The sequence below is a fragment of the Streptomyces rubellomurinus genome (assembly GCF_000961885.1).
GTDB lineage: Bacteria > Actinomycetota > Actinomycetes > Streptomycetales > Streptomycetaceae > Kitasatospora > Kitasatospora rubellomurina.
Genome location: NZ_JZKH01000052.1, coordinates 16,180 through 28,067, shown reverse-complemented (window position 1 = coordinate 28,067; position 11,888 = coordinate 16,180). Strand labels below are relative to the sequence as shown.

The following is an 11,888-nucleotide window of genomic DNA, read 5'->3' as shown; positions in this document are numbered from 1 at the left end:
CGAGCGAGAGCACGAGCGGCTCCGCATCCCTGAAGGCAGGTGAAGGCAGCGGCGCCCGCCGCCCGTCCGGAAGATCCCGGACGGCGGCGGGCGCCCGAGCCGCCCAACTGTGTTTGCCTACATCATTCGCAGGATCTTCGCGGCCGTCGTGCTGCTGCTGGTGGTCAGCGCGGTCACCTTCGCGATCTTCTTCCTGCTCCCGCGCTTCGCCGGCGAGACCACCGACCAGCTGGCCGCCCAGTACATCGGGAAGAACCCGTCCCCCGAGGCGATCGCGGCGGTCAAGTCGAACCTCGGCCTCGACCAGCCGCTGTACACCCAGTACTGGAACTTCCTGAAGGCCCTGGTCAGCGGCGCCGAGTACAAGTTCGGCCCGGAACCGGCCACCTGCCACGTGCCCTGCTTCGGCTACTCCTTCAAGAACCACCTCGAGGTCTGGCCGGAGATGACCAGCCGGATCCCGGTCACCATCTCGCTCGCCATCGGCGCGGCGGTGCTCTGGCTGGTCTCCGGTGTCACCACCGGCGTGATCTCCGCCCTCAAGCCGCGGTCGATCTTCGACCGGCTCTCCATGGGCGTCGCCCTGGCCGGCGTCTCGCTGCCGGTCTTCTTCACCGGCGCCCTGCTGCTGACGCTGTTCAGCTACGAGTGGCCGATCCTGGACAACCTCGAGTACGTCGACTTCACCGACGACCCGCTGATGTGGGCCCGCAACCTGATCCTGCCGTGGGTCTCGCTGGCCTTCCTCTACTCCGCGCTCTACGCCCGGCTCACCCGCGCCGGAATGCTGGAGACCATGAGCGAGGACTACATCCGCACCGCCCGGGCCAAGGGCCTGGCCGAGCGCAAGGTCGTCGTCAAGCACGGGCTGCGCTCCGCGCTCACGCCCATCATCACCATCTTCGGCATGGACCTCGGCCTGCTGCTCGGCGGTGCGCTCATCACCGAGCAGGTGTTCTCGCTCAAGGGCGTCGGCCAGTTCGCCGTCCAGGCGATCTCCGACAACGACCTGCCCAAGATCCTCGGCGTCACCCTGCTCGCCGCCTTCTTCATCGTCGTCTGCAACCTCGTGGTCGACCTCCTGTACGCGCTCGTCGACCCCCGGGTGAGGCTCTCGTGACCGACCTCAACAAGACCGCGGCGGACGCCGTGCAGGACGCCCCCCGGAACCCGGCCCCGGCCGGCGACCCGTTCCTCTCCGTCCGCGACCTGCGCGTCCACTTCGACACCGACGACGGCCTGGTCCGCTCGGTCGACGGCGTCAGCTTCGACCTGCACAAGGGCCGCACCCTCGGCATCGTCGGCGAGTCCGGCTCCGGCAAGTCCGTCACCTCGCTCGCCATCATGGGCCTGCACCGCAGCAAGCGGGCCGGCATCACCGGCGAGATCCGGCTCGACGGCGAGGACCTGATCGCGGCCGGCCCCGACCGGGTGCGCCAACTGCGCGGCCGGGAACTGGCGATGATCTTCCAGGACCCGCTGACCGCGATGCACCCCTACTACACGGTGGGGCAGCAGATCGTCGAGGCGTACCGGGTGCACCACCCCCAGGCCTCCAAGAAGCAGGCCCGCGCCCGCGCCGTCGAGATGCTCGACCGGGTCGGCATCCCGCAGCCCGACCGCCGGGTGGACGACTACCCGCACCAGTTCTCCGGCGGCATGCGCCAGCGCGCCATGATCGCCATGGCGCTGGTCAACGACCCCTCGCTGCTGATCGCCGACGAGCCCACCACCGCCCTCGACGTCACCGTCCAGGCCCAGATCCTGGACCTGATCCGCGACCTCCAGGCCGAGTTCGGCTCCGCCGTCATCATCATCACGCACGACCTCGGCGTCGTCGCCGAGCTCGCCGACGACATCCTGGTCATGTACGGCGGCAAGTGCATCGAGCGCGGCCCCGCCGAGACCCTCTTCGACGCGCCCGAACACCCCTACACCTGGGGTCTGCTGGGCTCCATGCCGCGCCTCGACCGGGAGCTGCAGGAACGGCTCGTCCCGGTCAAGGGCACCCCGCCCAGCCTGATCAACGTGCCGAGCGGCTGCGCCTTCCACCCGCGCTGCCCGTACGCCGACCTGACCGGCGGGCGCTCCAGCAGCGAGCTGCCGGTGCTGACCGAGGCCGCCCCCGGGCACCACGCGGCCTGCCACCTCCCGGTGGCCGAACGGCACCGCATCTTCGCCGAAGAGATCGCGCCCCGGCTGTGAGCCCGGCCTCTGTGAGGACGGCCTCCGCGAGCCCGGCCTCGTACCACCATTCTGGAGAGAACCGATGACGGACACTCAGGCGACAGAGGCGGCGGCGATCCCGTCGTCCACGCCCGCCGACGTGCGCGAGCCGCTGCTGAAGGTGACCGGCCTGACCCGGCACTTCCCGATCAAGGGCGGGCTGCTGCGGCGCCAGACCGGCGCCGTCCGGGCCGTCGACGGCATCGACTTCACCGTCAACGCCGGCGAGACCCTGGGCGTCGTCGGCGAGTCCGGCTGCGGCAAGTCGACGATGGGCCGGCTCGTCACCCGGCTCGACGAGCCCACCGGCGGGAAGATCGAGTTCGAGGGCACCGACATCACCCACCTGGGCGTCGGCGCGATGCGGCCGCTGCGCCGCGACATCCAGATGATCTTCCAGGACCCGTACTCCTCGCTGAACCCGCGGCACACCGTCGGCACCATCGTCGGCGCGCCCTTCAAGCTGCAGGACGCGGTCCCGGAGGGCGGGCTCAAGAAGGCCGTCCAGGACCTGCTGGAGCTGTGCGGGCTCAGCCCCGAGCACTACAACCGGTACCCGCACGAGTTCTCCGGCGGCCAGCGCCAGCGCATCGGCATCGCCCGGGCGCTCGCCCTGCGGCCCAAGATGATCGTCGCGGACGAGCCGGTCTCGGCGCTCGACGTCTCGATCCAGGCCCAGGTCGTCAACCTGCTCGACGACCTCCAGCGGGAGCTCGGTCTGACCTACCTGATCATCGCGCACGACCTCTCGGTGGTCCGGCACGTCTCGGACCGGGTGGCGGTGATGTACCTCGGCAAGGTCGTCGAGATCGCCGACCGCGACTCGCTCTACAGCGGCCCGATGCACCCGTACACCAACGCCCTGATGTCCGCGGTGCCGGTCCCCGACCCGCGCCGCCGCCAGCAGGGCGGCCGCGAGCGGATCCTGCTCAAGGGCGACGTCCCCTCGCCGATCAACCCGCCCAGCGGCTGCCGCTTCCGCACCCGGTGCTGGAAGGCGCAGGACGTCTGCGCCGCGCAGGAGCCGCCGCTGGCGACGCTGAAGACGGGGCACCAGGTGGCGTGCCACTTCCCCGAGCGGAGCGAGGGGAACGAGTAGCACAGCCCGGAGAACCCGGCTGACGCGGCGAGCCGAGCGTCGTCGAGAGAGAAGAGTCCGCCCGCCCCCGGCAGCCGGGGGCGGGCGGACTTCGTTCGTCCGGGCGTCAGCTGCCGGTGCCGGACAGCGCCTTCTCGGGCTCGACCGGCGCGGCCTGGGCGACCACCGTGCCGGCGGCCGGCCGCTCGCCGGCGACGGGCGGCGGGGTGAAGCTCGCCGGGAAGCGGCGGTTCAGCGCCTTGACGGCCTTGCGGCCCAGGTTCTGGAACGGGATCTCGACCAGCCGGTAGGCGATCCAGCTGATCAGCAGCAGCGCGCCCATGAAGGCGGCGAACTGGATGCTCCGGTCCTTCCAGGTGACGATCGGCGCGTGCCCCTGCAGCATCCAGTTCATGCCGTGGATCAGCGGGTTGTGCAGCAGGTAGACGGAGAAGCTGATCGCGCCCAGCCAGCTGAGCCAGCGCGGCCAGCGGCGCTTGCGCAGCAGCATGCCGATCGCGAACACCGCCCAGGCGGCGAGGTAGGCGTACGAGAACGACATCCACGAGCCGCCGGTGAAGGTCCGCCCCATGGCCGCGCCGCGGTTGTAGAGGTAGCCGACCGTGAAGCCGGAGGCGGCCACGAAGACGCAGGTGAGGATGGCGGGGAGCCGGTCGATCTGGCCGTGCTCCAGCCGGTAGAGGACGGTCCCCGCGAACATCGTGGCGAAGATCATCATGGTCTCGAAGCCGGTGGACCGGCTGTTCAGCAGGATCAGCGCCAGCCCGAGGCCGCCGAGCATCAGCCCGCCCCAGCGGGTCAGGTCGAAGCGGCCGCTGAAGATGCAGGCCATCGCCATGGCGACGACCAGGGCGGCCGCGGCGACCAGGTGCCGGGTCGAGGCCAGGTCGGTGGAGATGGTGCCGAGGGCCAGCCAGCTGCCGAGCACCAGGGCGAAGCCCGCGAAGCCGATCGCGATGGGCGCGCTCTTGCGGTGCCACCCCATGACGAACAGGGCCGTCACGAAGTAGTAGAAGATCATCTCGTAGGTGAGCGTCCACATCACCCCGATGATGTTCGGGATGCCCATCATGTCCTGCAGCATCAGGCCGTTGGCCACGGAGGACAGCAGCGGGTGGTCGAAGGCGAAGCCCTGGACCACCGCGTAGGGGCGGGGCAGGATCAGCAGGCTGCCGACCACGGTCAGGACGGCCACCGGGAGGATCCGGAAGAACCGGCCCGCCCAGAAGCCGCGGACGTCACCGCGCCGCTCCAGCGAGGCCGGGATGATGTACCCGCTGACCAGGAAGAACAGCATCACGCCGAACAGCCCGGGGTCCGCGTAGCCGGGGACCTTGGTGCCGTGGGGTATCCAGTAGAACGGCAGCGCGAGATGGTACACCGCGACCGAGAGGGCGGCTATGCCGCGCAGCGCGTCGAGCCAGGCGAGTCTCGACGGGGCGGGGGACGGGGGAGCGCCGTCGACGGCCTGGCCGCCGGTGCGTCGCCTGGATGCGCGTTCGATCAGCTTCACAGGCGGAGGCTAGCCGAAACGGTGGGGCAGGGGTCGTTCGGGGGAGATGGAACGTCCGGAGCGGGCGGCTTCTCCACCGGACCGTGACCATCCGGCCGGGCGGAGCGGGCGGTTCCGCTCGTGCCGGAGGAGGTCTCCGCTCGGGTCATAGTTGTCTCCGTGACCTCGCAGATCTTCCCCACCGACGTGCAGCAGTCCCTGGACCTCGCCGGCATCTTCGTCTTCGCCCTCTCCGGGGGCCTGCTCGCCGTCCGCAAGAACATGGACATCTTCGGCATCTGCGTCCTGGCCGAGGTCACCGCGCTCGGCGGCGGAGTGATGCGCGACCTGGTCATCGGGGCCACCCCGGTCGCCGCCTTCACCAACCTCGGGTACTTCGTCACCCCGCTCGCCGCCGCGCTCGTGGTGTTCTTCCTGCACCCCGAGGTCGAGCGGATCAACCGGGCCGTGCAGACCCTCGACGCGCTCGGCCTCGGCCTGTTCTGCGTCACGGGCACCGCCAAGGCCCACGACTACGGGCTCGGCGCCGTCGCCGCCATCGCCCTCGGCATGGTGACCGCCGCCGGCGGCGGCGTGATCCGCGACGTGCTGGCCGGGGAGATCCCCGCGCTGCTGCGCTGGGACCGCGAGATCTACGCCGTCCCCGCGCTGGTCGGCTCCGGCCTGGTCGCCCTCCTCATCGGCGCGGACCGCCTCACCGGCGCCACCGGCACCGCCGCCGCGCTCACCGCCTTCGTGCTGCGGATGCTCGCCCTGAAGTACGGCTGGCGCGCCCCGCGGGCCTGGCACCGCAACGGTTCTCGCACCAGCGAGGAGTAGGCGAGCCGCCGTACGCCAGCGAGATCGCCTCCGCCGTGCACAGCAGCTCCGGCACCATTCGGGCCAGTTCGGCCGGCGGCACCTGGCTCGCCGGGGCGCTCAGCGCGCACGCCGCCACCGTCCGGCCGCCGCTGCCGGCCACCGGCGCCGCCACGCACGTCACCGGCTCCCGGTGCTCGGCCGACTCCGCCGCCCAGCCGCGCCGGCGCACCGCCGCCAGCTCCGGCGGCAGCCCGTCCACGCGCTCCCCGTCCTCCGGCAGCCCCGCCAGCAGCACCCGGCCGACCGCCGTCCCGGTCACCGGCGCCCGGCGCCCGATCCGGGGCGGCCGCGCGGCGTGCTGCCCGGCCACCTCGTCCACGTACAGCACCTCGCCGTCGTGCAGCACCGCCAACTGGACGGTGAAGCCGCAGCGGGCGTTCAGCGCCGCCAGGTACGGCGCGGCCACCTGCCGGACGTCGATCTCCTCCAGCGCCCGGTGCGCCAGCGACAGCACCCGGCCGCCCAGCCGGTAGCGCAGGTCCGGCTCGCGGCGGGCGAAGCCGTGCTCCTCCAGGTCGCGCAGCAGCCGCAGCGCGGTGGACTTGTGCACGCCCAGGCGGGTGGCGGCCTGCTCCAGCGACAGCGGGCCGTCGCCGAGCGCGGCGAGCAGGGTCAGCGCGCGGTCGACCGACTGCGACATGGCGGCCCCCCGGGGTGGTCTCGTCTGATGCTCGTCTGATGCTCGTCCGGTGCTCGCCGATCCGGTGCTCGTCGATCCGGTGCGAAGCGTTCGTCAGGCTAGCCGCTCGGCGGCGCGGTGGTGCAAACCGGACCCGGAGCCCCATGTCCGGCACCGGGCCCGGCCGGTGGCCGGATAGCTGCGTAGGCGACGGCGGTTGCTTGCGGCCGCCCTCTACAATCGGATGGTTATGCCATACCTGGACCATGCGGCGACCACGCCGATGCTGCCCGAGGCGATCGCCGCGATGACGGCGCACCTGGGGGTGGTCGGCAACGCCTCGTCCCTGCACGCGGCCGGCCGCCGGGCCCGCCGGGTGGTCGAGGAGTCCCGCGAGTCGCTGGCCGAGTCGCTCGGCGCCCGCCCCAGCGAGATCGTCCTCACCGGCGGCGGCACCGAGTCCGACAACCTGGCCGTCAAGGGCCTGTACTGGGCCCGCCGCGGCGCCGACCCGGCCCGCACCCGGGTGCTGTGCAGCCCCGTCGAGCACCACGCGGTGCTGGACGCCGTCCACTGGCTCGCCGAGCACGAGGGCGCCGACGTCGAGTACCTGCCGGTGGACCCCCTGGGCCGGGTGCACCCCGAAGCCCTGCGCGCCGCGATCGAACGGGACCCGTCCTCCGTCGCCCTGGTCACCGTGATGTGGGCCAACAACGAGGTCGGCACCGTCCAGCCCGTCCGCGAACTCGCCGCCGTCGCCGCCGAGTTCGGCATCCCGATGCACGCCGACGCGGTGCAGGCGCTCGGTCAGGTCCCGGTCTCCTTCGCCGAGTCCGGCCTCACCGCGCTCACCGTCACCGGCCACAAGATCGGCGGGCCCTTCGGCATCGGCGCCCTGCTGCTCACCCGCGGCGCCACGCCCGTCCCGCTGCTCCACGGCGGCGGACAGGAGCGCGACGTCCGCTCCGGGACCCTGGACGCCCCCGCCGCCGCCGGCTTCGCCGCCGCCGCGGCCGTCGCCGTGGAACACCGGGAGGAGCACGCCGTCCTGCTCGGCGGACTGCGCGACGAGCTCGTCGCCGGCGTGCTCGCCGCCGTCCCCGACGCCGTCCTGAACGGCGACCCGGCCGCCGGGGGCCGGCTCCCCGCCAACGCCCACTTCTCCTTCCCCGGCTGCGAGGGCGACGCCCTGCTGATGCTGCTCGACGCGGCCGGCATCGAGTGCTCCACCGGCTCCGCCTGCTCCGCCGGGGTGCCGCAGCCCAGCCACGTGCTGCTCGCGATGGGCGTCGACCCGCTGCTGGCGCGCTCGGCGCTGCGGTTCTCGCTCGGGCACACCTCGGTGCGGGAGGACGTGACGGCGCTCACGGACGCCATCGGGCCGGCCGTGCAGCGGGCCCGCAACGCGGGGCTGGCCTCGGTCCGGCGGTGACTCTCCGGCTGTCGGGCATGTTCGGGCGCCCCGTACCCTTGTAGTCACCATGACTGACTTCCCGGGCGCCCCGACCACCCCGTCCACCGGCCGACTGCGCGTGCTCGCGGCCATGTCCGGCGGTGTCGACTCCGCCGTCGCCGCCGCCCGCGCCGTCGAAGCCGGCCACGAGGTGACCGGCGTCCACCTGGCGCTCTCCGCCAACCCGCAGTCCTTCCGCACCGGCGCCCGCGGCTGCTGCACCATCGAGGACTCCCGCGACGCCTGGCGGGCGGCCGACGTCATCGGCATCCCGTTCTACGTCTGGGACCTCGCCGAGCGCTTCCGCGAGGACGTCATCGACGACTTCGTCGCCGAGTACGCCGCCGGCCGCACGCCCAACCCGTGCCTGCGCTGCAACGAGAAGATCAAGTTCGCGGCCCTGCTCGACAAGGCGATCGCGCTCGGCTTCGACGCCGTCTGCACCGGCCACTACGCCCGCATCGTCGACCTGCCGGACGGCTCGCGGGAGCTGCACCGGGCCGTCGACGGCGCCAAGGACCAGTCGTACGTCCTCGGCGTGCTGGACGCGGACCAGCTCGCCCACTCCCTCTTCCCGCTCGGCGACACCACCAAGGACGCCATCCGGGCCGAGGCCGAGCAGCGCGGCCTCGCGGTGGCCAAGAAGCCCGACAGCCACGACATCTGCTTCATCGCGGACGGCGACACCCAGGGCTTCCTCGCCCGGCACCTCGGTACGGCCACCGGCGACATCCTCGACGTCGACGGCACCAAGCTCGGCGAGCACGACGGCGCCTACGGCTTCACCATCGGCCAGCGCAAGGGCCTGCGCATCGGCCGCCCGGCGGCGGACGGCAAGCCGCGCTACGTGCTCGACATCTCCCCGGTGAACAACACCGTGACGGTCGGCCCGGTCGAAGGCCTCGACGTCGTCGGGCTCACCGCCATCCGCCCCCGCTGGTGCGGCACCGAGCCCCTCGTCGACGGCCGCTACACCGCCCAACTCCGCGCCCACGGCGAGGAGGTGCCGGTGACGGCCGCGGTCGTCGACGGCGAACTGCGGGTGCGGCTCGACACCCCCGCCCGCGGCATCGCCCCCGGCCAGGCCGTGGTCCTGTACGACGGCACCCGCGTCGTCGGCTCGGCCACCATCGCCACGACCGAACGGCCCGCCCTTCAGGCCTAGGCTCCGGGGGCAGTGGGAAACCGCATCCGAAGGGGACGGCATGACCTTCTACGAGCAGCACCGCGACTTCATCGAGGAGCTGGAGCGGATCGCCCCGGACGGCGTCCGGATCGAGTGGTCCGGAGACACGCTGATCGTGCAGGCGTCGCCGTCCAACATCCACCAGCTCAACGTGGCGCAGGTGCGCCGGCAGTTCGAGCAGCACGCCCCGGACGGCTACCTGCCCAGTGAGCGGAGCGAGATCGTCAGCCCGGACGTCTCCAAGGGCCGCGAGCCGGATCTGACGTACCTCCCGCTGGCGGTCCTCTCCCAACCGGGCAACAAGGCCCCCGCCGAGGAGGCCCTGATCGCCGTGGAGATCGTCTCGCCGTCCAACCCGGGCAACGACTGGATGGACAAGCTGCGCGACTACGCCGTGATGCGCGTCCCGCTCTACCTCATCGTCGATCCGCGCCAGCAGACGGTGACGCTCTTCTCCGAGCCGGACCACGACCGCTACCACACGCGCAGCGACCGGAAGTTCGGGGACGCGATCACCGTCCCGGAGCCGTTCGGCTTCAGCCTGGGCCTGTCCGAGCTCGTGCCGTACCCGGATTAAGGGGATGAGTGGGGGCGGCCGGGCGTGATAGACCAGTCAGCACTATGAACATCTGCGTCTTCTGCTCCGCGTACTCGCTCGACGACCGCTACACCGCCCCCGCCGCCGAGTTCGCGCGGCTGCTGGGTGAGGGCGGGCACACGCTGGTGTGGGGCGGGTCGGACGCCGGGCTGATGGGGCTGCTGGCCGACAACGTCAAGGCGGCGGGCGGGAAGCTCGTCGGGGTGATGGTCGAGATGCTGCGGCACAAGGCGTACGCCGGGGCGGACGAGCTGGTGTGGACGGCCGATCTCGCGGAGCGCAAGGCCGAGCTGGCGGGCCGGGCGGACGCGATCGTGGTGCTCGTGGGCGGGCTCGGGACGCTGGACGAGGTCACCGAGGTGCTGGAGCTGAAGAAGCACGGGATGTTCGACAAGCCGGTCGTCGTCCTCGACACCGAGGGGTTCTACGACGGCATGCGCACCCAGCTGGAGCGGATGGACGCCGAGGGCTTCCTGCCGAAGCCGCTCGCCGAGCTGGTCACCTTCGCCGACACGCCCGCCGAGGTGTTCGAGCAGCTCAAGGCCTGAGAGGATCGGGGCCATGGCTGCACATCTGATCACGGGCGCGGGCTCCGGCATCGGCGCCGTCCTGGCGGAGCGACTGGCCGAGCGCGGCGACGAACTGTGGCTGCTCGCCCGGGACGCGCGGCGGGCCGCCGAGCTGCGCGAGCGGTTCCCCGGGGCGCGGACCCTGGTCGGCGACCTGGGCGACCCGGCGAAGCTGTCCTGGGCGTTCGGGCACCAGCTGCCGCCCGTCGAGCTGGACTCGCTGCTGCACGTCGCCGGCGTGGTCGAGCTGGGCCAGGTCGGCGAACTGCCGGTCAAGGCCTGGCAGGAGCAGCTGAACGTCAACCTGGTCGCCCCCGCCGAGCTGACCCGGCTGCTGCTGCCCTCGCTGCGCCTGGTCAAGGGCCACGTGGTGTTCGTCAACTCGGGCGCCGGCCTGCACGCGCACGCCGAGTGGTCGGCCTACGCCGCCAGCAAGCACGGTCTGCGCGCCCTCGCCGACTCGCTGCGCCAGGAGGAGCACGCGAACGGCGTCCGGGTCACCTCCGTCTACCCGGGCCGCACCGCCACCGCGATGCAGGTGAAGGTGCACCAGCAGGAGGGCAAGGCGTACGACGCCGACCGCTGGATCGACCCGGAGTCCGTCGCGAAGGCGGTCCTCGCCGCGCTGGACGCCTCGCGGGACGCGGAGATCACCGACATCACCGTCCGCCCGGGGCGCTGACGCCCCCGGGCACTAGGCTCGGAGGGGTGAGCAACGAGCACTCCTTGGCCGAGTTCCCCGACCTGATCGGCGCCGCGACCGGCGTCGGTTCGCTGCCCGGTACCGACGCCCGGGAGGCGGCCAGGACCGCCACCGGGGCGTTCGAGCACCTGCCGTTCCTGCCCGAGCTGCCGGCCCGCGGGCCGGGGGCGGACATGATCGGCCGCAGCGCCGGCCTGCTCGTCGAGCTGTTCGCGCAGACCGAGCCGAGCGGCTGGCGCTTCGCCGACCGCCCCGGCCGGGACACCCGGCGCGCGCACTCCTGGCTCGGCGAGGACCTGGACGCCCTGGAGGAGTTCACCCAGGACTACCGCGGCGCGCTCAAGGTGCAGGCGGTCGGCCCGTGGACGCTGGCGGCCACCATCGAGCTGAAGCACGGCGAGAAGGCGCTGGCCGACCCCGGCGCCTGCCGGGACATCGCCGGCTCGCTCACCGAGGGCCTGCGCCGCCACCTGGCCGAGGTTCGCAAGCGGGTCCCCGGCGCGCACCTCGTCCTCCAGCTCGACGAGCCGTCCCTGCCCGCCGTGCTGGCCGGCCGGGTGAAGACGGCGAGCGGCTTCCAGCGGCTGCGCCCGGTGGACCGGCAGGTGGCCGAGGAGGTGCTGCGCGAGCTGGTCCGCGGCCTGGACGCGCCCGTGGTCGTGCACTCCTGCGCGCCGGACGTCCCGATCCCGCTGCTGCGCCGGGCCGGGGTGGCCGGCGTCTCGCTCGACTTCTCGCTGCTCACCGAGCGCCAGGACGACGACCTGGGCGAGGCGGTCGAGGCGGGCACCGCGATCTTCGCCGGCGTCGTCCCCGCCACTGACCAGCCGGCCTCTCAATCAAAGGCAGTGTCGGACCCTGCCGGTAGTGTCCAGGGAATCAGGACCTTGTGGCGCAGGCTCGGGTTCGCTCCGGAGCTGCTGGGCCGCCGCGTGCTGGTGACGCCGACCTGCGGGCTGGCCGGGGCGTCCCCGGAGTACGCGCGCAGGGCGCTGTCGCTCGCGGCGCGGGCGGCGCGGAGCCTGGTGGACAACCCGGAATGAGAACGTAGGAGGGCTTGC

General features: G+C 72.6%; 12 protein-coding genes. 10 read left to right on the top strand and 2 right to left on the bottom strand.

The window, feature by feature from the left end; translation table 11 throughout:
- The first annotated feature begins 109 nt into the window (after nt 1-109).
- The 3 genes from VM95_RS23440 (at nt 110) to VM95_RS23430 (ending at nt 3,325) form a co-directional block, all read left to right on the top strand.
- Nucleotides 110-1,120, top strand: coding sequence for an ABC transporter permease (locus VM95_RS23440; protein WP_045700032.1), 1,011 nt, complete (start codon nt 110-112; stop codon nt 1,118-1,120).
- The gene (locus VM95_RS23435; RefSeq protein ID WP_045700031.1) at nt 1,117-2,205 is read left to right on the top strand and encodes an ABC transporter ATP-binding protein; all 1,089 of its coding nucleotides are present in this window, start codon (nt 1,117-1,119) and stop codon (nt 2,203-2,205) included. Before VM95_RS23440 ends, VM95_RS23435 begins: the two co-directional genes overlap by 4 nt.
- A 64-nt stretch (nt 2,206-2,269) precedes the next feature.
- On the top strand, nt 2,270-3,325 hold the full coding sequence (locus tag VM95_RS23430; RefSeq protein ID WP_045700030.1) for an ABC transporter ATP-binding protein: 1,056 nt from the start codon (nt 2,270-2,272) through the stop codon (nt 3,323-3,325).
- 106 nt (nt 3,326-3,431) lie between these two features.
- Here the strand turns inward: VM95_RS23430 and VM95_RS23425 are convergent, their stop codons facing one another.
- Nucleotides 3,432-4,838, bottom strand: coding sequence for an acyltransferase family protein (locus VM95_RS23425; protein WP_052707522.1), 1,407 nt, complete (start codon nt 4,836-4,838; stop codon nt 3,432-3,434).
- Between the two features lie 159 nt (nt 4,839-4,997).
- On the opposite strand from VM95_RS23425, the gene VM95_RS23420 reads away from it, so the two are divergent.
- On the top strand, nt 4,998-5,657 hold the full coding sequence (locus tag VM95_RS23420) for a trimeric intracellular cation channel family protein (RefSeq protein WP_045700029.1): 660 nt from the start codon (nt 4,998-5,000) through the stop codon (nt 5,655-5,657).
- On the opposite strand, the gene VM95_RS23415 is transcribed toward VM95_RS23420, so the two are convergent.
- Nucleotides 5,563-6,339: an IclR family transcriptional regulator gene (locus VM95_RS23415; RefSeq protein ID WP_045700028.1), complete on the bottom strand. Its 777-nt coding sequence runs from the start codon at nt 6,337-6,339 to the stop codon at nt 5,563-5,565. The two genes, VM95_RS23420 and VM95_RS23415, sit on opposite strands and share 95 nt — an antisense overlap.
- Before the next feature lie 229 nt (nt 6,340-6,568).
- On the opposite strand from VM95_RS23415, the gene VM95_RS23410 reads away from it, so the two are divergent.
- From VM95_RS23410 to VM95_RS23385, 6 genes are read left to right on the top strand one after another with little or no spacing between them, the layout of a single operon-like run.
- Entirely contained in the window at nt 6,569-7,750 is a 1,182-nt protein-coding gene (locus tag VM95_RS23410) for a cysteine desulfurase family protein (RefSeq protein WP_045700027.1), read from the top strand.
- Between the two features lie 49 nt (nt 7,751-7,799).
- Nucleotides 7,800-8,936, top strand: coding sequence for a tRNA 2-thiouridine(34) synthase MnmA (gene mnmA / locus VM95_RS23405; protein WP_208615518.1), 1,137 nt, complete (start codon nt 7,800-7,802; stop codon nt 8,934-8,936).
- A 40-nt stretch (nt 8,937-8,976) separates the two neighbouring features.
- Nucleotides 8,977-9,534, top strand: a complete 558-nt coding sequence (locus tag VM95_RS23400; RefSeq protein WP_045700026.1) for a Uma2 family endonuclease — start codon at nt 8,977-8,979, stop codon at nt 9,532-9,534.
- Nucleotides 9,535-9,578: 44 nt separating this feature from the next.
- Nucleotides 9,579-10,103: an LOG family protein gene (locus tag VM95_RS23395; RefSeq protein WP_045700025.1), complete on the top strand. Its 525-nt coding sequence runs from the start codon at nt 9,579-9,581 to the stop codon at nt 10,101-10,103.
- A gap of 13 nt (nt 10,104-10,116) precedes the next feature.
- Complete coding sequence (locus VM95_RS23390; protein WP_045700024.1) at nt 10,117-10,806, top strand: SDR family oxidoreductase; 690 nt, start codon at nt 10,117-10,119, stop codon at nt 10,804-10,806.
- 26 nt (nt 10,807-10,832) lie between these two features.
- Entirely contained in the window at nt 10,833-11,870 is a 1,038-nt protein-coding gene (locus VM95_RS23385) for a methionine synthase (protein ID WP_045700023.1), read from the top strand.
- The last annotated feature ends 18 nt before the right edge of the window (nt 11,871-11,888 follow it).